Source organism: Streptomyces sp. Q6 (genome assembly GCF_036967205.1).
Lineage (GTDB): Bacteria > Actinomycetota > Actinomycetes > Streptomycetales > Streptomycetaceae > Streptomyces > Streptomyces citrinus.
In genome coordinates, this window is record NZ_CP146022.1 from 8,285,119 (window position 1) to 8,306,807 (window position 21,689).

A 21,689-nucleotide genomic window follows, 5' to 3' on the forward strand; every position below is an offset into this window, starting at 1 on the left:
CTGTGGCGGGCCGAATCGGCATTCGGGGCTTCGTGATGAAAGGATTGCGGCATGGCAATCAAGACCTACTTCGACATCACGATCAACGACGAGCCCGCTGGGCGGATCACGTTCGACCTCTTCGACGACGTCGTCCCGAAGACCGCGGAGAACTTCCGCGCGCTGTGCACCGGTGAGAAGGGCTTCGGCTACGCCGGCTCCTCCTTCCACCGCGTCATCCCGGACTTCATGCTCCAGGGCGGCGACTTCACCGCCGGCAACGGCACGGGCGGCAAGAGCATCTACGGCGAGAAGTTCGCCGACGAGAACTTCCAGCTCAAGCACACCAAGCCGGGTCAGCTCTCGATGGCCAACGCCGGCCCGAACACCAACGGCTCGCAGTTCTTCATCACCACCATCGTCACCGACTGGCTGGACGGCAAGCACGTCGTCTTCGGCGAGGTCGCGGACGGCATGGACCTCGTCAAGAAGATCGAGGCCCTCGGTTCGCGCAGCGGCGCGACCTCCGCGAAGATCACGATCGCCGAGTCCGGCCAGCTCTGATCCGACGCATCTGACGCACGGCACGGAGCCGGGCCCGCCACCACGGCGGGACCCGGCTCCCTGCATGTGCGCCGCGTACGCCGACTCCAACTCCACCGCGCCGCCCCCGGGTTAAGGTCTCGGTCACCGGACCAGTGATCCAACTCACCGTTCCCTCAACCCGGGAGGCACCCGTGCGCCTGCGCACCGTACCCACGCTGCTCCTGTCCGCCGCCCTCACGGCCGGAGCCCTCGCCGCCACCGCGGCACCGGCCACCGCCGCGACCACCGCCCAGGCGTCCTTCGAGGACCAGCTGCGCGCGATACCCGGCGTCACCGTCACCGGCGTCAGCGACAAGGAGGGCCACCCCCTCTACGCGCTGTCGATCACCCAGCCCATCGACCACACCGACCCCGCACTCGGCACGTTCCAGCAGCGGTTCACGCTCTGGCACAAGTCGACGGCGAAGCCGGTCGTCGTCTACACCGGCGGCTACGGACTGTCCTCCTCGACGCGGGAGCCCACCACGATCCTCGACGCGGGCCAGCTCAGCATCGAGCACCGCTTCTTCGGCCCCTCCGTCCCCGCCGGCGGCACCCCCTGGGCGAAGATGACCGTCCAGCAGGAGGCGGCCGACGAGCACGCCATCGTGCAGGCCGTCAGACCGCTCTACGAGAAGTCCTCGAAGTGGCTGGCCACCGGCGGCAGCAAGGGCGGCATGACGGCCACCTACCACTACCGCTTCTACCCGAAGGACTACGACGGCGTCGTCGCCTACGTCGCCCCGAACGACGCGAACAACAACGACGACAGCACCTACGAGCGCTTCTTCCGGAACGTCGGCACTAAGGAGTGCCGCGACGCGCTCGCCGCCGTCCAGCGCGAGATGCTCGTACGCCGCGACACCCTGCTGCCCAAGTTCGAGAAGACCGCGAAGGACGAGGGCTACACCTTCACCCACACCCTCGGCACCACCGACCGCGCCTACGAGTTCGCGGTCCTCGACCAGGTGTGGAACTTCTGGCAGTCCGGCACGTACACCGACTGCCCGACCGTCCCGGACGCCACGACCGTCTCCGACGACGACCTCTACACCTGGTCGCTCGGCCACGGCCTGTCGATCTACGAAGACTCGACGCTCGGCGCCAACAGCAGCGGCCCGTACTACCGCCAGGCCGCCGCCCAACTCGGCTGGGCCGACCTGAAGTTCAAGAACCTCAAGGGCGTGCGCCACTACCCGGAGATCTACCAGCCGAACTCGGTGCTCCCCGCCGACATGCGCACCACGTACGACGGCACCGTCATCAAGGGCGTCGACAAGTGGGTGCGCACCGAATCGCAGCGGATGCTGTTCGTCTACGGGCAGAACGACCCGTGGAGCGCCGAGCAGTTCACGCCGAGCAAGCGCGACTCGTACAAGTACGTCGTGCCGAACTCCAACCACGGCGCCCGGATCTCCGCGCTGCCGGCCGACGAGAAGGACGCCGCGACGGCGACCATCAAGCGGTGGGCCGGGCAGTAGCCGACGACCGGCGGCCGCGGCTCAGCCGAAGCGTTCGATGCGGATCCGGTCGACCGGCTGACCGAGCCCGACGAGCAGCTGGGAGGCGTGCTCCGCGAAGGAGTTGGACCCGCAGACGTACGCCTCCCACCGCGGCGCGCCGTCCGTGAAGCACGGCGCGAGATGGTCCGCGGCCAGCCGCCGGCGCTCGCCCTCACGGGTGAGCACCGGCGTCGTCTCGGCCGCGTACTCCTCGGCGTAGATCAGGTCCGCGCGGGTGCGCGCCGACACGAACAGGCGCAGGGGTGTGGCCAGGCGCAGACGCCGCTGGTGGCGGAGCATCGACATCAGCGGGACGACGCCGGAGCCCGCGCCGATCAGCAGCGCGGGACGGTCGCCGGGCCACGCGAAGAAGCCGCTGTTCGGGCCGCGTACCTCCACCTCGTCACCGACCCGCGCCACCGTGTGCAGATACCCGGACACCTCGCCGCCCTCGACGTGGTCGAGGGTCAGCTCGATGTGCCCGGAGTCGTCGGGCGCGGAGGCCAGCGAGTAGTGGCGCTGGGCGGTGTAGCCGTCCTCGGCGGTCAGCCGCAGCATCAGGTGCTGGCCGGGCAGATGCCCCTGCCAGCCGGGCACCGCGAACCGGAACGTGGACACCTGCGGCGTCTCGCGGCGGATCTCGGTGAGCACGGCCCGCTGCCACGTCGTCGCGGTCCGGTTGCTCACGGCGATCCGGCCGGGCACGGCGAACCGGGTCGGCGGCGTGAAGGGGGCGGCCGTCATGTTCTCGCTCGTCTCAGTCACCGGCGTAACGCTGCTCTTCCCACGGGTTGCCCCGCGCGTGGTATCCGTTCTGCTCCCAGAACCCGGGCTCGTCGTGATCGAGCAGGCGCAGCCCCGCCAGCCACTTGGCGCTCTTCCAGAAGTACAGGTGCGGCACCAGCAGGCGGGCCGGGCCGCCGTGCTCGGCGGGCAGCGGCTCGTCCTCGTACGTGAAGGCGACCCAGGCCTTGCCGCCCGTCACGTCGGCGAGCGGCAGATTCGTCGAGTACCCGGTGTGCGCGTACGCCACGACGTGGGTCGCCGCGGGATCCGGGCGCACCGCGTCCAGGAACACGTCGAGCGAGACCCCGCCGAAGCGCACCCCGAACTTCGACCAGCTCGTCACACAGTGGATGTCGCCCTCGTACGAGGAGGTCGGCAGCGCCCGTACGTCGTCCCAGGTCCAGGTGCGCTCCTCGGCGACGAGCCCGTCGATCCGCAGCGTCCAGTCGCGCGGTGCGATACGAGGCGTCACCTCGGCGGACAGCACCGGCCAGTCGGTGCCCGCGTCGTACTGGCCGGGCGGCAGCCCGGGGTTGTGCACGCGAGGGCGGCCGACGAAGCCGCGGGTGGGGTGGCCGGTCATGCGGTGTTCTCCAGGAGCGAGAGGCGGCGCCCTGGTCGAGCGTCGTGAGCGCGCGGGCGCGCACGGAGAACCATGCCATCCATGACGGATTTCCGCACGTCGCAGCCCTAGCCGCGCGGCCCGACAGGGACGCCGAGCGGCCGTGCCAGACCCGTGACGCCCTCGTCGAGCCGCTGGAGGTGACGCAGCACACGGAACGTCACGGTGTTCGCGGCCGGCACGCCGAGGCCGTCGGTCTCCAGCATCGCCGCGATGCTCGCGCCGGACTCGACGGCGGCCGTCGTCGTCTCGTCGTTCACGTGCGCGACGAGCACCTCGATGTTGTGGTCGATGCGCTGCGCGGCGCGCGCGAGGCGCGGATCGGCCCCGACCCGCTTGCTGTACGGCACCAGCTCGGCCGTCGCCGCCAGCGAACGGGCGTGGTACGCCGACGTCTCCAGGAGCGCCACCAGATAGCGGGCCGTCTGGCGGCGCTCGCGCAGCGGCGTGATCGGGTGCGTCAACGGCTGGGTGGACGCCCGCAGTTCGTCGAGCGCGGTGTCCAGGTCACGGGCCTTGTCGAGGAGGTCGACCGCGGGGCCGCCGCTCAGCTGCTCCACGGCGCCCGCGACCACGTCGCCGAGCCGCTCCAGGACGGTGGCGAGCTGCTCGTCGGTGTGCCGGTCGGTGCGGACGGGCAGCACGAGCATCGCCGCGATGATGCCGCACGCCGCGCCGAGCGCCGTCTCCTCGATCCGCAGCACCAGCACGTCGAAGCTGTAGGTGTTCAGGAGGGTGTACAGCAGGCCCAGCATCGCCGTGACGAAGAACGACATCAGCGCGTACGACAGCGGAGCGGTGAAGAACATCGCGAAGACGCAGACCAGGACCAGGACGAACGCGAGCCACGTGTGGTGGCCGACGGCCCCGGCCAGCGCCACTCCCGCGACCACGCCGAGCACCGTGCCGAGCAGACGCCGGTATCCCTTGACGACGATCTCGCCGGTGGACGCGGTGTTCAGGAACACGACCCAGCAGGTCAGGACCGCCCAGTACCAGCGCTGGCTGGAGAGGAACTCGCCGCCCACGATGGCGAGCGCCGAGCCGACGGCCACCTGGAACGCGGCCCGGGTGGTGGGCCGCCGCAGCCCGGCGGCGTCGTCCTCGGTGTCCGCCGCTTCCTTCTCGGCGCCGATGACCGACACGTCCTCCGCGTCGAACTCCTCGCGGGAACGCGTCGTGGCGGGGGAGTCGTCGGACTCGTCCTGCGGCCCGTCGAGCGCGAGCCTGAGGCCGAGGACCGCGCGGGCCGCCTCACCGATGCCGCGGAACACGTCCTGCACGGCGAGCGTGGTGCCCGGCGGGATGCACTCCTCGTCGCGGTAGCCGAGGAGCCGGTTGCGGATCTGGGCGACGGCCGTGCCCCGGTTGGCGTCCGCGGGGCGCGCCACCATCAGGTGCAGGGAGCCGAGGTCGCGGCGGAGCGTCGCGGTCGCCTCGTCCTCGCGGGGCAGCAGCCGCCCGGTGGCCGGGACCGGCGCGTTCGGCAGGTGCAGGGTCAGGGTGTCGGCGCGCTCGGCGCTGCGGGCGGTCAGGAGCAGCATGCCCAGACGCTCGGCGGCGACCTCGGCGTCCGCGACACGGCGCTGGATCAGTGAGGCGGTCCGCTCGTCGCCGGTGCCGTCCTCCAGGCGGCCCTGGATCATCAGCGCCGCCTCGTGCAGCCGCGCGGTGTGCCGGCGCAGGTCGTCGAGGACGTCGTCGAGCTCCTCCGGCGGGGCGTCAAGCAGCCGGGTCTGCGCGCTCACCAACTGCGCGAGCCGCGCCCGGAACGCCTCCCGCAGTCGGCCGAGAACCCGCTGCGGCGTCTCCGGGACCAGCGCGAACCGGGCCACGGCGCCGCAGGCGAAGGCGATGGCCAACGTGCCGTACAGCGGCGGCAGCCCGTCGACCGTGGCGTTCACGAACAGCGACACGAAGTAGACCTGGAAACCGATCAGGCCGAGCGCCGTGCCGCGGTCGCCGAATCTGCGGCTGTACACCGCGCCGAAGATCAGCGCGATGAAGAACAGGTCCCCGGCCACGACCCTGCTGTGCAGGAGCGCGCCGAGCGACACCGCCGCGAGGGCCACCGGCAGTCCGAGCGCGAGGGTGACCGCCTGCCCGCGCACCGTCTTCTCACGGATCGCGAACGTGCCGACCATCGCGGTCATCGCGCCCGCGACCATGAGGGTCACGCCCGTGCCGAGCAGCGCGAGCACGGCGAGCGTCAGCCCGATCGCGGTGACGGTGCGCAATCCGGCCATCAGGCGCAGCAGCCCCGGGTCGGAGGCCACGAAGCGGTCCCAGGTCGCGGTCAGGGTCGGCGTCCGCGGTCGCGCCACCAGTGTCACTCCAAGATCGATACGGCGTTCGTGTCCCCGAGCATACGAGGAGGTGAACCCGGTCTTGATGTGACCATGGCCTCGTCCGTCAGGGACGCGGTCGCGAGCGCTCGAGGCTCGCCGCCTGACGCGGACATGAGGCCATTCGGTTCACGTCGGCGGGGCGCCGCGCGCGTGCGCCCGTCGTTCGATGGGCGGTATCGCACGATAGTCCGATGATCGATGTAGTGGTGTTCCTGTGCGGAGTCATCGGTGTGGCCCTGCTGACCGAAGCGGCGTGGACGATGCGGCGCAGCGTGCAGGAAGGGGGTGACACGACCGCGGTCGTGGCCAAGGCCGTCAGCATCGCGATGGCCGCTTCGCTGTGCGGGGCGCTCGGCCTGACCGCGATCCTGGTCTTCGCGGTCGCCCATTGAGAGAGCCGTGTCCGGGTCGGAGAGCTGTGTCCGGCCGGCCCCTGGTCAGTCGGCCACAGCTCTGAGCACCGCCGCCACGAGCGGTCCCGACGACTCGCCGCCCCGGCCGCCGCGCTGCATCACGGCGGCCGCGGCCAGGTCGCCGTGCCAGGCCGCGAACCAGCCGTTGGGCTCCTTCTGTCCGATGACCTCGGCGGATCCGGTCTTCGCCCCGACGTCCCCGGCGAGCCCCGCCATGGAGCCGGCCGCCGAACCGGCCGTCGCCGTCGTGTGCAGCAGATCACGGAGCTGCTGGTGTGCGGCCGGGTCGAGTGTCCGCGACGCCGTCGCGAGCGTGCGGTGACCGATCGACGGCGCGACGAGGTACGGCTGCCTGAACCGCCCCGTCCGTGCCGTCGACACCACCGACGCCATGGTCAGCGGATTCATCCGGACCCCGCCCTGCCCGATCATCGAGGCCGCCTTCGACGCGGCGTGCTCCACCGGCACCGTCCCGTCGAACGCGTCGACGCCGACCGACCAGTGCTCCCCGATGCCGAACACCTCGCGGGCCTGCCGCGCCAGCTCGTCGTCAGCGAGCTTGCCCGCCTGGGTGATGAAGGCGGTGTTGCAGGACGCGGCGAAGCTGGTGCGGAAGGTGCCGCCCGCGATGTCGAAGTCGTCGACGTTGTGGAACCGCCAGCCGCCGTACGAAGCGGTCTTCGGGCAGGGGTGCGGCTTGTCCGGGTCGGCGATGTGCTTCTCCAGAAGCAGCGACGCCGTGATCATCTTCATCGTGGAGCCGGGCGCGAGCCGCCCTTCCAGCGCGGTGTTCGGGCCGTCGGGACGGGAGTTGGCGACCGCGAGGATCTCCCCGGTCGACGGCTTGAGCACGACCAGGGACGCGTCGGCGCGCCGGGCGACCTCCCGCTCGGCCGCCTCCTGCACCCGCGCGTCGATCGTGGTCCGCACCTGCCCGGGACCGCCCTCGGGGACGGCGAGGAGCACCGTGCCCGCCGGGGGCGCCGCGTCCGAACTCGCCCGGCCGCCGGGCACCACCCGCACCTCCAGACCGGGCCGGCCGCCCGCCGTCCTCCCGTACGACCGGCGCAGCCGCTCCACGACCGCGTGCAAGGAGGGGAACGACGTCGTGTCCAGCGCGCGCCCGGTCCGGTCGGCCGCGCGCACGGGGGCGGGGCCAATCTCCCTGGTCGCGAGCCGCTTGCCCGCGGTCAGCTCCGGGTGCAGCACGGACGGCTCCCAGCGCACCACCGGCTCCCCGTCCCCGGCGCGCCGCACCACGGTCAGCGCGGTCTCGTACGCGAGCGGGGCGCGGGCCCCGTCGAACGCGAACTCCGCGCGGACGCCCACCGGAACCCGGGTGCCCCGCGCCGCCGCGGGAGTCAGCCGCTTCGGTGACAGGTGCGCCCGTTCCCGGTAGTCGCGCAGCGCGGCACCGGCCGCCGACGCGTCCGACGTCCGACGGGCCGCGCCGTCCAGATCGCCCTCGGTCCACGCGTCGAGGAACCCGTCGGCTGCCGAGCGGACCTCCGCGGCGGACAGCGGACCGGTGCGCGGCTCGTCCCGCCCGCCGAACACGGCCCAGGCGCCGGCGCCGATCCCGACCAGCGCGAGCGACGCGGCCCCTGCGATCCACAGCGGGCGCCTGCCGGACGTTCTGCTCGGGGTGTCCTGCTGCTCGCCGCCCACGGGGCCCTCCGCCCTGCCGCACCTGATACCGACGCCTCACCGTAGGGCGGTGTGCGGCCTGGCTTCCTGCGGGAGTGCGCCGTTCAGGGCGTGCTCGCCGCGCGGACCGCCGCCGCAGCCACCACGCGCAGGCGCCGGTCACGCACGCGACCGCGCCGAGCAGCAGGCCCAGGCCGCGCGGATAGTCGAGCGGCAGGACGGAGGGGTTGCCCGGCCGCCCCGGGCGCAGCAGCACCGGCACCGCGACCAGGACCAGACAGCCCGCCGTGATCAGCCCGGCGCGCAGTGCGCCGCGTGCCTGGCCGCCCCCGAGCAGCAGACCGACCCCCATGACGAACGGCACCAGCAGCCCGTCGTGCACGACCACAGCCCCGGCCAGCCAGAGAGCGACCTCGGCGGGCGTGCCCGTCCGTGTCCCGGTGAACAGCTCCGACACACCGATCGCCGCGACACCCACGCCGACAGCCCCGAGCACCAGGCGGAGCAGCAGAGTCCTCGTCATGCGTCGAGCACCTCCAGCCGGGAGACCCACTTCGTCTGGAGGACCCCCGGCCGGTTCGGCGCGATGATCCGCGCCGGGAATCCGTGGTCCAGGGAGAGCACCTCCCGGTTCAGCCGCAGCGCGAGGAGCGTCAGGTCGTCGCGGCTGTACGGCCGGTCCAGCTCCGTCACCCGGTACGCCCCGCCGCGCTGCAACGACACCACCCGAAGGCGTGCCCCGTCCGGCACCCCGGCCCGCGCCAGCAGGTCACGGATCCGCACACCTTCCCAGTGCGCCGTCTTCGACCATCCCTCCACGCAGGCGATCGGCAGGGTCGCCGCGTGCTGCGGCAGGGCGCGCAGCTCCGCGAGGGAGAGGGAGTACGGCCGGGGCCCGCTCACCGTCAGCCGCCAGTCGGCGAGTTCGTCACGGCGGACATGGGCCGCCCGCGCCGTCCGGTTCACCGGCAGCCCCTGCGGGCCGTGGTCGGGGTGGCGGGGCGCGAGCAGCGTGAGGTTCTTGAGCACCGTGACCGACTGCCCCGCGGTGACCGCGGTGACGGTACCGACGGCGAACCCCATCCCGATGAGCAGCGAGCGCCGGTCGGGACCGTCCACGGACGGTTCCCTCGGAGCGCGCCAGTGCCCGGCCACCACCGGCGCCTTGACGGCGAGATGCAGCAACAGGGATCCCACGATCACCCAGGCGAGCGCCCAGTGCACGGCACGGAACGAGAATGGCCACGGGTACCACTGCGCCGTGTTGAGCAGGCCCATGGACACCTCGAGGAGCGTCGCCGCGACGAGCACCGCGATCGACAGCCGCTCCAGGGCGTGCGCGACGGACCGCACGGGCGGCCACACGAGCAGCCGTGGATACACCGTCCACAACTTGGCGAGCAGCAGCGGGATCGCGGCGATCCCGCTGATCACGTGCGCGCCCTGCGTGACCCGGTATCCCCACACCGGCCGCGTCGGCAGCCATCCCGAGAGCCGGGCGGGCGGCTCCTGGAGGTAGTGGCTCACGAGCCCGGTCGCGAAGCAGACGAGGATCGCGACACCGAGCAGCCGGCCGATGACCGTGGCCGTGCGCGGATCGTGCAGCGGCGCCCGGATGGCGGGCGGCCGGGGAAGACGGAGGTTCATGCCCCCCATCCGACCGCCCACCGCCCCGATTTCCCAGCTTTCGCGGCATTACGGAAGTCTGACGCGTCGTCGGTACTGCCCTGAGGGGGATGCCGCGCGACGCCCCACGGTGGCTTCGCTTGTGTGGGACATCGACACCGGCGCTCGCCGCGACGCGCGCGAAGCCCTCCGACCGCGTACGCCTGCGCCTGCCCGCCCCGACGCGCGTATCCGACCGCGTTCTTCTGCCGCCACCTGCGCGGCCGCGACAGCGGACTCCTCGACGGTCCCTCGACGCGCTTCCCCGAGGTCGACTTCACCTGACGGGCGACCGCCGGTGTGATCCGGTAGCCTCGACCCACCACGCCGCACAGCGTGGTGAAGGGGGGTCAGACGGGATCGGGAGGCGCGGGTGCCGGAGCGCAACATCGAGTTCGGCAAGCTCGGCGCGCGGGGTCTCAAGGGTCACGAGGCCGTCGCCCGACAGCTCGACCGGCTCGCCGGCTTCGTCGTCACCCCCGTCACCGCACGCCGCGGACTCCTCGCCCGCCTGCACTACCTGACCCGCAGCGACCACGCCCGCGCCGCTGCCCGCGCCGCGGGACTGACGGTCACGGACCGCACCCTGAAGGCCTGGCTCGACGGCACGCGCCGCCCCTCGGTGAAGAACCTCGCGCGCATCGAGCAGGCCTACCGCACGGTCCGCCGCCGGAACGTGGCCCGCCATCTGCTGGCCCGCCTCAACCGCGCGGGCCGCGGCACCCGGGTCGAGATCCACCCCCTCAACCAGTCCCAGGTGCCCAGGCCGCACCAGCGCGTGGTGGAGTTCCGCGCGCTGAACGTGCGGCACTGGGACGCCGTCGTCGCGGCCTGGGCCGCGTCCGACGACCGCGCCCTCGACGACGCCTGGGTGGAGCAGATCGTCGACCTCGGCTCCCAATGGGGTGCCTACGAGTTCGTCACGAACGTGGGCTTCGCGGCCTGAGCCGCGGGACCGTTCAGCCCAGACCCAGCGCGCCCATCGTCAGGTCGGCCATCGCCGCCTCACCGCGCGCGTTCGGATGCACCGGCACGAAGTTCGTGCCGAACAGCGCGGGTTCGACCCAGCGGGTGCCGATCGGCTGACAGGCGTCGTGCCCCTCGGACGCCGCCGCGAGATCCACGTACGTCGCCCCGGTCTCGGACGCCGCCCGCCGCACCGCGCTGTTGAGGTGGGTCTGGATGTCGCGCACGTACGGTACGTCGCCGGAGGCGATCGGCATCTTCAGGAAGCAGCCCGACCGCGCCGTGGCCGGCATGATCCACGGGTAGCCGAGGACGGCGACGCGGGCCTTGGGCGCCTTGTTCTTCACCGCTTGCAGCGCGCCCTTGACCGCCGGATACGTCTTGGAGTCGATGTCGCCGCTGAACTTGTCGCCGTACTGCGTCTTGCAGGGGCTGCCCTGGCCGCCCGACAGGACGCCCGCCGTGGCGCAGGCGAGGATCGTGTTGATGAAGGTGCTGTTGTCGTTGCCGCCGATGGTCAGCGTGACCAGGCGGGTGTCGGCGCCGAGCGCGTCGAGCTGCGGCGCGACCCCCGGGTACTGCGACCCCGCGAAGTCCTTGGTCTGCGCACCGCCGCACGTCACGTCCTTGAGGGCGGCTCCGGTCCGTTCGGCTATCACGTGCGGGTAGTTGGCGGTGGACCGGGCGCACAGCAGGCTCGCGGACGGATCGAGCGGCAGCACGCCGGAGGCGGCGCTGTAGCTGTCACCGAGCGCGACGTACGGAAGGGGCTGCTCGGTCGCCTGCGCCGGAACGGCCAGGCCGAGCACCGCCGCACCCGAGGCGAGGGCCGAGGCCACCAGGCGGGTGCGGACAGCGTGAATCGCCATCTGTTGCTCCTTCGAAACCGGCTCGGCTCATGGCCAAGTTCCGTATGAGACAGGTGAGTTCAGCGCTGATAGTTGAAAGTTACCGATGAGTTTGAAAATGAGTCAATAGGCGTGCACGCAGTCCTGAGCTGGGACGTCGAGGAGAGGAGAGCGGGGCTCACGGGTTTCGCCCGGGGGATGGCGTGTGATCAGATGTGCGCCACGCAGGATGCGGCCTCTGGGGAGGGGTCGAGGGGTGGGGAGAGGGCCAGCGGTGACGCACGCCGTCGAGGAGACAGTTCAGCCGTGCCCGCAGTGCGGGGACACCATCAGATCGGACGCCCGGTTCACGACCTGGTGCACCGGCTGCGACTGGAACGTGGACCCGGCCGCGCCTGACCCGCACACCGGTCGGGTGGAACGGGCGCGCCGCACACTGGCCAGGCGCCACGGCGAGCGGCTGCTCGGGGAGTTGACGGCGGGCGGCGCGAGTTCGACCCGTGAGGCACGGCCGGTCGCCGCGCGCCGGGACACCGCGAGCGTCGCCGCGCTCGCCCTGGCCCTGGCCGTGCACGCCGTGACGCTGGCGTTCGCCGCGGTCGGCGCCTGGATGCTGGTCACCGGCTGGGGCCACACCTGGCGGCTCATCGGTGCCGTGGTCCTGCTCGCCGTCGCCTGGACCCTGCGGCCCCGCTTCAGGAAGCTGCCCGACGACCGGCCCGTCCTGTACCGCGAGAGCGCGCCCGCGCTGTTCGCCCTGGTGGACGAGGTCGCCGCGGTGGCCGGAACCCGGGGCGTCGACGCTGTCGTCCTCGATCTCCAGGTCAACGCGAGCGTCACCACGTACGGCATCCGCGGTCGTCGGCTGCTGAACCTGGGCATCCCGTTGTGGGAGATGCTCGGCCCGCGGGAGCGCGTCGCCCTGCTCGGGCACGAGCTCGGCCACTTCGGCAACGGCGACACCCGGCACGGCGTGATCGTCGCGCAGGCCCTGCGCTCGCTGGACACCTGGCGCTACTTCGTGGCCGCCGCACCGCGTCCGACCCCGCTGGAGGCGGTGCTCAACCTGCTGCGCCTGCCGCCGCGGATGCTCGTCACCGGCGTGATGCTGCTGCTCGACGGGCTCACCCTGCGGGCCGCTCAGCGCGCGGAGTACCTGGCCGACACGATGGCGGCCCGCGCGGCTTCCACGGACGCCGCCGTACGCCTCATGGACCTGCTGCTCGTCGCGGCGTCCGCCGAGGGCATGCTGCGCCGCGAGGCGAACGCCCGGCAGGTCACGTCCCACGCCTTGGACGCCGACGGCCTGTGGGGTCGGCTCGCCGCCCACACCCGGTCCGTGCCCGAGCGCGAGTACGAACGCCTGCGCCGGGTCGGCGTCCGGCGCGGCCACAGCGTCGACTCCACGCACCCGCCGACCCACCTGCGCCGCAGCCTCCTGACGGCGGGCGAGCCGCTCGCGGCCGCGGTCCGCGTGGACACGGCACGGGACGAGGCGGTGTCCGGGGAACTCTCCGCCGCCCGCGCGAGACTCGCGCGCGAGCTGCTGCGCGACGGCGTCGGGAGCTAGGGGGCCGGCGCCCGGAGGCCCGTCAGTTCGACTGCTCGGGGGCCGGGGCGTGGCCGAAGTCGAGGACGTCCTCCGCGGTGCGCTCGGCCTGCTGCGCGGCTTCGCGGGCGTCGGACAGGACGTCGCCCTGCTCGTCGACGAGACGGTCGTAGATGGGCGCCGGTGCGCTGGACGGTGCGGGCACGGTACATGCTCCTGGTCTGCTGGCTTCTGAGGTCCCGGGGGGTTCGGGACAAAGGGGGACCCTACGCGGGCCGGGTGACGGGGGAGCACCCGGGGTGCGATCGTGTACCGAAAAACTGTAACTACTAGTATGTACGGGACTCTCGACGACGTACGACGACAGGAGCCCGCCCGTGCCGCTGGTCCGCATCGACGCCCTGACGACAGACAGCGCCCGCCTGAACGCGCTCGGCCGCGCCGTGCACGACGCCCTCGTGGAGACGCTCGGCTTCCCGCCCGACGACCTGTTCCAGATCCTGACCGGCCACGACGGGGTCCGCGGCACCCTGCGCTTCGACGACCATCTCGGGGTGCGACGCGATGCCGACGTCGTGTTCGTCGGCATCACGCTGCGCGCGGGTCGCCCCGCGGCGCACAAACGCGCGCTGTACCGGCGGATCGCCGAACTCGCGCAGGAGTACGCGGGGACCGAGCCGCGCAATGTCGTGATCACGCTCACCGAGAACGAGTCGGTCGACTGGTCCTTCGGCCACGGTGTCGCGCAGTACGCGCCGGACGGGGACTGACCGCTTCGGCCGGTCCCCGTCCGCCCGACTCAGTGCCGGGTCGGCGCCGTCCCGCGCAGGCCGACGGCCGCGACGGCGGCGCCCAGCAGGCACAGCAGCCCGGTCACCGTCAGCGCGGTGTGCACGCCGTTCATGAAGGCCCGGCCGCTGCCTTCGACGACAGCCGCCCTCAGCTCCGCGCCCATGGAGCCGGACACCGGGGCCACGCCCATCGCCACGGCGTCCTCGGCCCCCGTCAGGCCGTTCGCCACCTGGGGCGGCACGCCCGCCGACGTCAGTTCGCCGACGAGCGTGGCGCCGACCCGGCCGCTGATGAGCGAGACGAGCACCGAGGTGCCGAGCGCGCCGCCGATCTGGAGCGCCGTGGCCTGGAGGCCGCCCGCCACGCCACCGTCCCGCACCGGGGCCTGCCCGACGATCGCGTCGGACGACGCCGCCAGGACCATGCCGACGCCGAGGCCGAGCGCGATGAACGGCGGCCACATCGTCGCGTACGACGAACCGGTGTCCCAGGTGAGCATGCCGAACACGGAGGCGGCCTGGAGGAACATCCCGACCGGCATCGTGAGCCGCGCGCCGAACCGCTGCGTCAGCGCCGCGCCCAGCGGCGACGCCACGAGCGAGGCGAGGCTCAGCGGCAACGTGCGCACGCCCGCCTCGACCGGTGTGAATCCGCGCACGTTCTGGAGGTAGAGCATCACGAAGAAGATCACACCGAGCAGGACGAAGAAGTTGAGCGCGGTGATGACGGTGCCGACGGTCAGGGCGCGGATACGGAACAGCCGCATCGGCAGCAGCGGGTGCGCCACCCGCGTCTCGTACACGCCGAAACCGATCAGGACCAGCACGCCGACGGCGATCACGCCGAGCGTGCCCGCCGAGGTCCAGCCCCAGGTCTCGCCCTTGACCACACCGAAGACGACACACAGCAGACCCGCGGCGAGCAGGACGACGCCGGCGACGTCGAAGCGGTGCCGGCCCGTGGAGTTGCGGCTCTGCGGGAGCACCGCGGCGCTCACCGCGAGCGCGACGACGCCGATGGGGGCGTTGATGTAGAACACGGACTCCCAGCTGACCCGCTCGACGAGCAGGCCGCCGACGATCGGGCCGAGCGCGGTCGACACCGCGGACACCATCGCCCAGATCCCGACCGCCATGCCGAACTTGCGCGGCGGGAAGACCGCGCGCAGCAGCCCGAGCGTGTTCGGCATCAACAGCCCGCCGAAGAAGCCCTGCACCGCGCGGAACGCGATGACACCCGCGATCGATCCCGAGAGGCCGATCGCGACGGACGCAAGGACGAAGCCGGCGACACCGACCAGGTAGAACGTGCGCCGTCCGAAGCGGTCGCCGAGTTTGCCGCCGAGGATCAACGAGGCGGCCAGCGCGAGGAGATAGGCGTTGGTGACCCACTGGAGGTCGGCGGTCGACGCGTGCAGCGAGCGCCCGATCTCCGGGTTCGCGATCGCGACGACGGACGCGTCGAGCTGGACCATGAACAGGCCGAAGGCCACGGCCAGCAGGGTGAGCCACGGGTTGGCGCGCCGACCGCGGGCGACGGGCGCCTGATCGGTGGCGGATGAGGGCAGGGGGGAACGATCCACGTGCGTGGATGACATGAAGGTGCTGCCTTGTCTTGACGATGGCGAAAAGGGAGGGGAGCGGCCGACTGCGTGCGGCCGCGCCGCCCCGGAGCTGCCTACTGCTCGGAGGCGGGGTGCAGCGCCTCGGCCAGCGCGACCAGCGCGCCCAGGGCCGAGCCGAGTGCGTCCATCTCGCCGTCGGTGAGGGAGTGCAGGGCATGCCTGAGGTGCTTGCTCTCCAGGCCCTGCACCTCGGCCAGTTCACGCCGGGCGCGAGCGGTCGGGTACAGGTGGGCGATCCGCTTGTCGCCGCTGTCCGCGCGTCGCTCCAGCAATCCCTGCCGGGTGAGCTGGGAGACGATCGCGCTGACGTTGTTCGGCCGCATCAGCAGGGCGTCGGCGGCCTCGCGCACGGTGGCGCCCTCCTGCTGCGACACGAAGCGCAGCAGGGCGATCTGGCCCTCCGGCGGCTTGGGCCGCGCGAAGTCCTGTCCGACCCGACGGTCGAGAGCCCGGTTCAGCGCGGGCAGGCAGGACGCGAGGGCCGTGGCCACTCGGTCGGTGTCCTGCTGCGAGGCGCGGGAATCGGGCATGGCGGCAGACTAAGTCTGACGAGATAGGTATGTCAAAAGAGGTATGCCGGAGAGGTATCTCGGGAGAGGTGGGCGTGCTCGCTCCCGAGGGGCGGGCATATTCCCGCCAAACCTGACCGAACCGGCGACACGGAAACCGCGCCACCCCTAGACAGGAAGGAAGGGGACGAGGGGTCGCGGTCGAGTGGGGAGGGCCGTCGAATGGTCACGGTCGATGTCGCGGTGCTGCTGGCAGTCATCGTCTTCTTCCTCTGGCGGCGACCGCCCGCGCCCAGAAAACGCTCCGACACCACCCTGACCCTGCTGCTGGTCCTCGTCCTCGGTGTACTGATCGCCCCGACCGAATTCGGGCAGGCCATCAGCGACTTCGTGGGGCAGGTCGTGAACAGCGTCGAGTCGTTCGGGACGTGACACCGGGGGTCGGGGGCGGCATCGGCGCCACCGCACGGTTGGGTTAGGCTTACCTAAGTAGAGGGTCGGTGCGGCCCTCTCACCTGCCGTACGAAGGAGCCCGCATGACGGCGACGCCCGCCGCCGAGCCGCCGACCGCCCTCGCGTCCGACCGGCCCCGGGATCCGCGCCGCTGGTTGATCCTCGGCGTGATCTGCCTCGCGCAACTCGTCGTCATCCTCGACAACACGATCCTCAACGTCGCCGTCCCCACGCTCACTTCGGACCTCGGCGCCGCCACCGCCGACATTCAGTGGATCATCAACGCGTACGTCCTGGTGCAGGCCGGACTGCTTCTCGCGGCGGGCGCCGCCGCCGACCGCTACGGCCGCAGGCGGCTGCTCCTCGCCGGACTCGCGGTCTTCGGCGCGGGCTCGCTCGCCGCCGGACTCGCGCAGGACACCGGCCAGTTGATCGCCGCCCGCGCCGGCATGGGCATCGGGGGCGCCCTGCTGCTGACCACCACGCTCGCCGTCGCCGTGCAGGTCTTCGACGAGGACGAACGCGTGCGGGCCATCGGCATCTGGGCCGCCGTGAACGCCCTCGGCTTCGCCGCGGGGCCACCCGTCGGCGGCATCCTCCTCGACCACTTCTGGTGGGGCTCCCTCTTCCTCGTCAACCTGCCGGTCGTCGCCCTCGGCCTGGTCGCCGTCACCCTCCTCGTGCCGGAGAGCAGGGCCGAACAGAGCCACCGTCCCGACCTGCCGGGCGCGGCGCTCTCGATCGTCGCCATGACGGCCCTCGTGTACGCCGTCGTCTCCGGCCCCGAACACGGCTGGAGTTCGCCGTACGTCCTGGCCGGCGCCGCCGTCGGAGTACTCGCCCTCGCCGCGTTCGTCATCTGGGAGCGCCGCACTCCGCATCCCATGCTGGACATGAGCTTCTTCAGCGACCGGACCTTCACCGGCGCGGTGTTCGGGGCGCTGCTCATCACCTTCGGCAGCGGCGGAGCCCTGTTCCTGCTGACGCAGCAGCTCCAGTTCGTCCTGGGATACGGGCCGTTGGAGGCGGGGCTGCGCACCGCGCCGTTCGCGCTCACCGTCGTCCTGCTCAACTTCACCGGCCTGTCGGCCCGGTTGAGCGTGCGGCTCGGAATCCCGGGCGCCGTCGCGGTCGGCATGACCCTGCTGGCGGGCGGACTCGCCGCCGTCGCCCTGGCCGGGCGCGTCGTGGACGGGTACGGGGGACTGCTCACCGGACTCGTCCTGATGGGCGTGGGCTGTGCCCTGGCCAACCCGGCGATGGCCGTCGCCGTCCTCGGCGCCATCCCCCGCGAGAAGGCCGGCGCCGGTGCCGGGATCGAGGGGACGGTCACCGAGTTCGGCAGCGGCCTGGGCGTCGCCGTCCTCGGCGCCGTGCTCAGCGCCCGCTTCTCCGCGCTGGTCCCGGTGACGGCGGCGTCGCTGCCCGCCGCCCTCGCGGCCGCGGACTCGGCGGCCGAACGCCGCGCGGTCTCGCGGGCGTTCGGCTCGGCCCTGGAGACCGGTCAGCTCGTGGGAGCGGCCGCCGTGCTGACCGGCGGCCTGGTGGCGGCGGGACTGCTGTGGCGGGCGGGGCGCACGGCGCCGGTCGCGGCGGCGCTCGTCACAGATCCAGCGTGAGCCGTCCCCCCTTCGCCGCCCGCGACACGCACACCATCATCGTCTCGTCGCAGGCCCGCTCCTGCGGGGTGAGCACGCTGTCGCGGTGGTCGACCTCGCCCGCGAGGACATCCGTCTCGCACGTGCCGCACGTCCCCTCGGTGCAGGAGTAGAGGACCTCGACCCCCGCGTCCTGGAGCGCGGCGAGGACCGACCGGTCGCGGGGGACGGTCACCGTCCGCCCCGAACGGGCGAGTTCGACCTCGAACGCCTCGTCCCCGTCGGTGTCCGCTGCCGTCGCCGTGAACCGCTCGGTACGCAGCGCCTCGGACGGCACGAGTCGCTCCACCGCCGCCAGCAGGGACTCCGGGCCGCACGCGTAGACGAGTTCGCCCGGACGCAGATCCGCCAGTTGTGCCGCGAGATCGAGCGGCCCCTCGCACAGGTGCAGCCGCTCGGCGGGGTGCAGGGTGTCCAGCTCCGCGGCGAACGCCATCGAGGCGCGCGACCGGCCCCCGTAGAACAGCGACCAGTCCCCGGTGGCGGACGCCAGCATCGGCAGGATCGGCGTGATGCCGATGCCGCCCGCGACGAACCGGTACGCCGGTGCGGGTTCGAGCCGGAAGTGATTGCGCGGCCCGCGCGCCCGGACGGCCCGCCCGGGGGTCAACTCGTCGTGGACGAGGGCGGATCCGCCGCGCCCCGCGGGCTCGCGCAGCACGGCGATCCGCCAGGAGGACGTGTCCCCGCCGCACAGCGAGTACTGCCGTTCCAGACCGTCGCGCAGGCACAGGTCGACGTGGGCGCCGGGCTCCCAGTCCGGCAGAGGCGCGCCGTCCGGGCGGCGCAGCAGCAGGGAGACGACGCCGTCCGCCTCCTGGCGGCGGTCGGCGACGACGAGGTCGAGCGTCTCGGTCACGGGGTGCGGTCCTCTTCGGGCGTGGCGCCCACGGGCGCCGTCGTGTGGTCGGGGTGGGCGAGCATCCACTCCCACATGGCGACCGGGTCCTCGCAGGTGTGCGCGGCGCCGCAGTGGCAGCGGCCGCTGAGCACGTCGGTCCCGGGGAGCCAGTCGATACGGAAGACCTCGCCGGCGCGGTCGCTCATCCGGCGGCCAGCTTGCCGAGGATGCGGCGCGCGGCGAGCCCACCGGTGTCGATGTTGATGCTGAGCTCCTGGTACCCGGCGGGCTCGGTGTCCAGGGTGCGCTGCAACAGATTGAGCGCGTCGACGTCCTGCATGACGACCGTGTGGTTGAAGTCCCGCAGGAACGTGGTCACTTCCTCGTCCTCGACCGCGAAGTTCCGCGACACCGCCCAGAAGTCGTAGACCTTGCCGGGCGCCGACGGCGTGATCGCGTACGTGATCTCCGTACGGAAGGTGGGGGAGTCGGTGCCGGTCGGGCTGATGCGGCTGTGCAGCAGGTACAGGCACGGCGCGTGGTACTCGATGTCCTGGAGCCGCTGGATGCGCCCCTCGATCCCGGTCGAACGGGCGTAGAACGGCGGGCACTCGGCGTCGAGCATGTGCCGCGAGACCCGGACGATCCCCGCCGCCTCGTCGACCTCCGTCGTGATGGGCGTCTCGGCGACCTCGGGCGTGCCGATGTAGCCGCCGTGCAGGTACGTCTCGTGCGAGAGGTCCATCAGGTTGTCGACGAGGAGCATGTAGTCCGCGTCGATGGGCTCCATGCCCTGCACGGTCACCCAGCCGTCCTCGACGAGGTGGGGCGCCCGCGGTATCGCCGCCGTGTCGGCCGCCTCGGGGTCGCCCACCCACACCCACACCATCCCGTCGACCTCCGCCACCGGGTACGAACTCACCCTGGCCGTACGGGGGATGCGCTTCTGCCCGGGCACGTACACGCAGGTCCCCGTCGTGTCGTACGTGAAGCCGTGGTAGCCGCACACGACCCGGTCCCCGTCGAGCCCGCTCGCCGAGAGCGGGAAGCGGCGGTGCACACAGCGGTCGGCGAGGGCGACCGGCTCGCCGGCCTCGGTGCGGTAGAACGCGATCGGCTCGCCGAGGATGGTCCGGCCGAGCAGCTCGCGGCCGACCTCCGAGGACCAGGCGGCGACGTACCACTGGTCACGCGCGAACGAAGAAGCAGCAGAGGCGGAAGGGTCGGGCATGGCAGGCGTCCTCCTGTCGTACCGTGCGGCGCCGTCGCCGCCCGGTGCTCCACAGAGTGGTGACCTGGGCCACACCCCCACAACGCCGCTTCCGTCAGGCGGAAGCCGAGGGGGATCCCGGTCCCGGCAGCCAGCCCAGCGCCCGCGAGATGCCGCGACCGGCGACCTGGACGGCCGGTATCAGGGTGGGCGTCCGCGCGCCCGCGGCCGGCACGACGACGGAGACCGCCGCGACGACGTCGCCGCGCGGCCCCCGCACCGGAGCGGCGACGGACAGCGCGTCGTCGGTGATCTGACGGTCGCTCACCGCGACACCGCCGCGCCGCACCTCGGCGAGCATCCTGCGCAGCCGGTCGTGGTCGGTGACGGTGTACGGCGTGAAGGACTCCAACTCAGCCGCGTGGTAGCGCTGTTGCAGCTCCGCCCCGCCGTGGGCGAGCAGGACGAGCCCCACTCCGGTCGCGTGCAGCGGCCAGCGCGCCCCGACGCGCGAGTGGACCCCGACCGCGGAACGGCCCGAGAGACGCTCGATGTAGACGACGTCGAGGCCGTCCCGCACGGCGAAGTGGACGTTCTCGTGCGTCGCCTCGTACAGGTCCTCCAGGAACGGCAGTGCCACCTGGCGCAGCCCGAGACCGCGCGGGGCGAGCGCCGCGATCTCCCACAGCCGCAGCCCCACCTGGTAGTGGCCCGCCTCGTCCCGTTCCAGGGCGCCCCATCGCGTCAGCGCCCCCACGAGCCGGTGCGCGGTGGCCAGCGGCAGGTCGGCGCGGTGGGCGAGCTGGGTGAGGGTGAGGGCGGTGTGGGCCTGGTCGAAGGCGCCGAGTACGTCGAGGAGCCGGTCGGCGGCGGAACGGGTCACCGGCGGCGCTACAGGGAGGTCAGGAAGTCGAGCAGCGCCGCGTCGAACGCCTCGGGCTGTTCGGCGCCCGGCAGGTGCCCCGCCTTCTCGATGACGCGGAGCGTGGCGTCGGGCACGAGCGCGGCGATCGCCTCGGCCTGCGCCACCGGCGTGTAGACGTCGTCCGCGCCGACCACGACGAGCGCGGGGACCCGGGCCGCGGCGAGGCTCCCGCGGTAGTCGGGGCGCTCGGCGCGGCCCGCAGCGCGGCTGCGGCACCGCGCGGATCGGTCGACCGCATCATGGCGAGGACCCGCTCGGCGACGTCCGGCAGCGCGGTCACGTTGTACGCGGCGAGCATCTTGTCGATGACCTCGTCGGCGTACCCGCCCATCCCCTCGGCGAGCAGCCGGTCGGCGAGCGCGCTGCGGAAGACCTTGCCGTCCTCGGTCTCGGCGGGCGCGGAGGTGTCGCTGAGCACGAGCGCCAGGGTCCGCCGCGGATGGCGCAGGTGGAACTCCATCGCGATCTGCCCGCCCATGGACACCCCGCCGACGACCGCCCGGTCGACACCGAGGTGGTCGAGGAGCGCGGCCACGTCGTCCGCGAACCGGGCGAGCAGCACCGTGCCCGGTGTCACCTCGCTCTCCCCGTATCCGCGCAGATCGGGGGTGATCGCGCGGTACCCGGCCGCCGCGAGCGCCCGCGCCTGCGGCTGCCACAGCGTCCGGTCGAACGGATGCCCGTGCACCAGGACCACGGCGACCCCGTCGGACGGACCGAGGTCGTCGTAGTGCAGCGTGGTGCCGTCCACCGTGAAACGGGCCATC

The 21,689-nt window shown here is 72.5% G+C and carries 21 protein-coding genes and 1 pseudogene; 8 read left to right on the forward strand and 14 right to left on the reverse strand.

Annotated features, from left to right (window positions below; genetic code table 11):
* Positions 1-51: 51 nt before the first annotated feature.
* Together V2W30_RS38095 and V2W30_RS38100 are read left to right on the forward strand one after the other, a co-directional pair.
* Entirely contained in the window at positions 52-543 is a 492-nt protein-coding gene (locus tag V2W30_RS38095; RefSeq protein WP_338703165.1) for a peptidylprolyl isomerase, read from the forward strand.
* 173 nt (positions 544-716) lie between these two features.
* Positions 717-2,045: a S28 family serine protease gene (locus V2W30_RS38100; protein WP_338703166.1), complete on the forward strand. Its 1,329-nt coding sequence runs from the start codon at positions 717-719 to the stop codon at positions 2,043-2,045.
* Positions 2,046-2,066: 21 nt separating this feature from the next.
* Here V2W30_RS38100 and V2W30_RS38105 read toward each other — a convergent pair whose 3' ends face one another.
* The 3 genes from V2W30_RS38105 to V2W30_RS38115 form a co-directional block, all read right to left on the reverse strand.
* A complete protein-coding gene (locus tag V2W30_RS38105; RefSeq protein ID WP_338703916.1) occupies positions 2,067-2,810 on the reverse strand; it encodes a ferredoxin reductase in 744 nt (247 codons plus the stop codon).
* Positions 2,811-2,823: 13 nt separating this feature from the next.
* Positions 2,824-3,435: a sulfite oxidase-like oxidoreductase gene (locus tag V2W30_RS38110; RefSeq protein WP_338703167.1), complete on the reverse strand. Its 612-nt coding sequence runs from the start codon at positions 3,433-3,435 to the stop codon at positions 2,824-2,826.
* A 107-nt stretch (positions 3,436-3,542) separates the two neighbouring features.
* A complete protein-coding gene (locus V2W30_RS38115; protein ID WP_338703917.1) occupies positions 3,543-5,720 on the reverse strand; it encodes an FUSC family protein in 2,178 nt (725 codons plus the stop codon).
* A gap of 293 nt (positions 5,721-6,013) precedes the next feature.
* On the opposite strand from V2W30_RS38115, the gene V2W30_RS38120 reads away from it, so the two are divergent.
* Positions 6,014-6,214 (forward strand): hypothetical protein, encoded by a 201-nt coding sequence (locus tag V2W30_RS38120; protein WP_338703168.1) that lies wholly within the window; start codon positions 6,014-6,016, stop codon positions 6,212-6,214.
* A gap of 45 nt (positions 6,215-6,259) precedes the next feature.
* Here V2W30_RS38120 and V2W30_RS38125 read toward each other — a convergent pair whose 3' ends face one another.
* Both V2W30_RS38125 and V2W30_RS38130 read right to left on the reverse strand, forming a co-directional pair.
* Positions 6,260-7,903, reverse strand: a complete 1,644-nt coding sequence (locus tag V2W30_RS38125) for a penicillin-binding transpeptidase domain-containing protein (protein WP_338703169.1) — start codon at positions 7,901-7,903, stop codon at positions 6,260-6,262.
* A gap of 498 nt (positions 7,904-8,401) precedes the next feature.
* Complete coding sequence (locus V2W30_RS38130; RefSeq protein WP_338703170.1) at positions 8,402-9,538, reverse strand: molybdopterin-dependent oxidoreductase; 1,137 nt, start codon at positions 9,536-9,538, stop codon at positions 8,402-8,404.
* 382 nt (positions 9,539-9,920) lie between these two features.
* On the opposite strand from V2W30_RS38130, the gene V2W30_RS38135 reads away from it, so the two are divergent.
* Positions 9,921-10,493, forward strand: coding sequence for a transcriptional regulator (locus V2W30_RS38135; RefSeq protein WP_338703171.1), 573 nt, complete (start codon positions 9,921-9,923; stop codon positions 10,491-10,493).
* A gap of 13 nt (positions 10,494-10,506) precedes the next feature.
* Here the strand turns inward: V2W30_RS38135 and V2W30_RS38140 are convergent, their stop codons facing one another.
* A complete protein-coding gene (locus V2W30_RS38140) occupies positions 10,507-11,382 on the reverse strand; it encodes an SGNH/GDSL hydrolase family protein (RefSeq protein ID WP_338703172.1) in 876 nt (291 codons plus the stop codon).
* 253 nt (positions 11,383-11,635) lie between these two features.
* Here V2W30_RS38140 and V2W30_RS38145 point away from each other — a divergent pair, with 253 nt between their 5' ends.
* Positions 11,636-12,931, forward strand: a complete 1,296-nt coding sequence (locus tag V2W30_RS38145; protein WP_338703173.1) for a M48 family metallopeptidase — start codon at positions 11,636-11,638, stop codon at positions 12,929-12,931.
* Between the two features lie 22 nt (positions 12,932-12,953).
* Here V2W30_RS38145 and V2W30_RS38150 read toward each other — a convergent pair whose 3' ends face one another.
* On the reverse strand, positions 12,954-13,115 hold the full coding sequence (locus tag V2W30_RS38150; RefSeq protein ID WP_338703174.1) for a hypothetical protein: 162 nt from the start codon (positions 13,113-13,115) through the stop codon (positions 12,954-12,956).
* A 172-nt stretch (positions 13,116-13,287) separates the two neighbouring features.
* On the opposite strand from V2W30_RS38150, the gene V2W30_RS38155 reads away from it, so the two are divergent.
* Entirely contained in the window at positions 13,288-13,680 is a 393-nt protein-coding gene (locus V2W30_RS38155) for a tautomerase family protein (protein ID WP_338703175.1), read from the forward strand.
* A 29-nt stretch (positions 13,681-13,709) separates the two neighbouring features.
* Here V2W30_RS38155 and V2W30_RS38160 read toward each other — a convergent pair whose 3' ends face one another.
* Together V2W30_RS38160 and V2W30_RS38165 are read right to left on the reverse strand one after the other, a co-directional pair.
* Positions 13,710-15,299, reverse strand: a complete 1,590-nt coding sequence (locus tag V2W30_RS38160) for an MFS transporter (protein WP_338703176.1) — start codon at positions 15,297-15,299, stop codon at positions 13,710-13,712.
* Positions 15,300-15,379: 80 nt separating this feature from the next.
* Entirely contained in the window at positions 15,380-15,856 is a 477-nt protein-coding gene (locus tag V2W30_RS38165; protein WP_338703177.1) for a MarR family winged helix-turn-helix transcriptional regulator, read from the reverse strand.
* Between the two features lie 201 nt (positions 15,857-16,057).
* Here V2W30_RS38165 and V2W30_RS38170 point away from each other — a divergent pair, with 201 nt between their 5' ends.
* Both V2W30_RS38170 and V2W30_RS38175 read left to right on the forward strand, forming a co-directional pair.
* Complete coding sequence (locus V2W30_RS38170; RefSeq protein WP_338703178.1) at positions 16,058-16,267, forward strand: hypothetical protein; 210 nt, start codon at positions 16,058-16,060, stop codon at positions 16,265-16,267.
* 104 nt (positions 16,268-16,371) lie between these two features.
* Complete coding sequence (locus V2W30_RS38175) at positions 16,372-17,907, forward strand: MFS transporter (protein ID WP_338703179.1); 1,536 nt, start codon at positions 16,372-16,374, stop codon at positions 17,905-17,907.
* On the opposite strand, the gene V2W30_RS38180 is transcribed toward V2W30_RS38175, so the two are convergent.
* From V2W30_RS38180 to V2W30_RS38200, 5 genes and pseudogenes are all read right to left on the reverse strand, one after another.
* Positions 17,891-18,805: a PDR/VanB family oxidoreductase gene (locus tag V2W30_RS38180; RefSeq protein ID WP_338703180.1), complete on the reverse strand. Its 915-nt coding sequence runs from the start codon at positions 18,803-18,805 to the stop codon at positions 17,891-17,893. The two genes, V2W30_RS38175 and V2W30_RS38180, sit on opposite strands and share 17 nt — an antisense overlap.
* On the reverse strand, positions 18,802-18,993 hold the full coding sequence (locus tag V2W30_RS38185) for a hypothetical protein (RefSeq protein WP_338703181.1): 192 nt from the start codon (positions 18,991-18,993) through the stop codon (positions 18,802-18,804). The genes V2W30_RS38180 and V2W30_RS38185 overlap by 4 nt, the downstream gene beginning before the upstream one ends.
* Positions 18,990-20,018, reverse strand: a complete 1,029-nt coding sequence (locus V2W30_RS38190; RefSeq protein ID WP_338703182.1) for an aromatic ring-hydroxylating dioxygenase subunit alpha — start codon at positions 20,016-20,018, stop codon at positions 18,990-18,992. The genes V2W30_RS38185 and V2W30_RS38190 overlap by 4 nt, the downstream gene beginning before the upstream one ends.
* A gap of 94 nt (positions 20,019-20,112) precedes the next feature.
* Positions 20,113-20,880 carry an IclR family transcriptional regulator gene (locus tag V2W30_RS38195; protein WP_338703183.1) on the reverse strand — a complete coding sequence of 256 codons (768 nt, stop codon included), beginning with the start codon at positions 20,878-20,880 and terminating at the stop codon, positions 20,113-20,115.
* Positions 20,881-20,888: 8 nt separating this feature from the next.
* Positions 20,889-21,688 (reverse strand): annotated as a pseudogene (locus V2W30_RS38200) (alpha/beta fold hydrolase).
* Between the last annotated feature and the right edge of the window lies 1 nt (position 21,689).

Bases quoted from the DNA above. Each gene is read 5' to 3' on its own strand.
- V2W30_RS38095 (WP_338703165.1), top strand. From the start codon at position 52: ATGGCAATCAAGACCTACTTCGACATCACGATCAACGACGAGCCCGCT.
- V2W30_RS38105 (WP_338703916.1), bottom strand. From the start codon at position 2,810: ATGACGGCCGCCCCCTTCACGCCGCCGACCCGGTTCGCCGTGCCCGGC.
- V2W30_RS38110 (WP_338703167.1), bottom strand. From the start codon at position 3,435: ATGACCGGCCACCCCACCCGCGGCTTCGTCGGCCGCCCTCGCGTGCAC.
- V2W30_RS38115 (WP_338703917.1), bottom strand. From the start codon at position 5,720: ATGGCCGGATTGCGCACCGTCACCGCGATCGGGCTGACGCTCGCCGTG.
- V2W30_RS38120 (WP_338703168.1), top strand. From the start codon at position 6,014: ATGATCGATGTAGTGGTGTTCCTGTGCGGAGTCATCGGTGTGGCCCTG.
- V2W30_RS38130 (WP_338703170.1), bottom strand. From the start codon at position 9,538: ATGGGGGGCATGAACCTCCGTCTTCCCCGGCCGCCCGCCATCCGGGCG.
- V2W30_RS38140 (WP_338703172.1), bottom strand. From the start codon at position 11,382: ATGGCGATTCACGCTGTCCGCACCCGCCTGGTGGCCTCGGCCCTCGCC.
- V2W30_RS38160 (WP_338703176.1), bottom strand. From the start codon at position 15,299: ATGTCATCCACGCACGTGGATCGTTCCCCCCTGCCCTCATCCGCCACC.
- V2W30_RS38165 (WP_338703177.1), bottom strand. From the start codon at position 15,856: ATGCCCGATTCCCGCGCCTCGCAGCAGGACACCGACCGAGTGGCCACG.
- V2W30_RS38170 (WP_338703178.1), top strand. From the start codon at position 16,058: ATGGTCACGGTCGATGTCGCGGTGCTGCTGGCAGTCATCGTCTTCTTC.
- V2W30_RS38175 (WP_338703179.1), top strand. From the start codon at position 16,372: ATGACGGCGACGCCCGCCGCCGAGCCGCCGACCGCCCTCGCGTCCGAC.
- V2W30_RS38185 (WP_338703181.1), bottom strand. From the start codon at position 18,993: ATGAGCGACCGCGCCGGCGAGGTCTTCCGTATCGACTGGCTCCCCGGG.
- V2W30_RS38190 (WP_338703182.1), bottom strand. From the start codon at position 20,018: ATGCCCGACCCTTCCGCCTCTGCTGCTTCTTCGTTCGCGCGTGACCAG.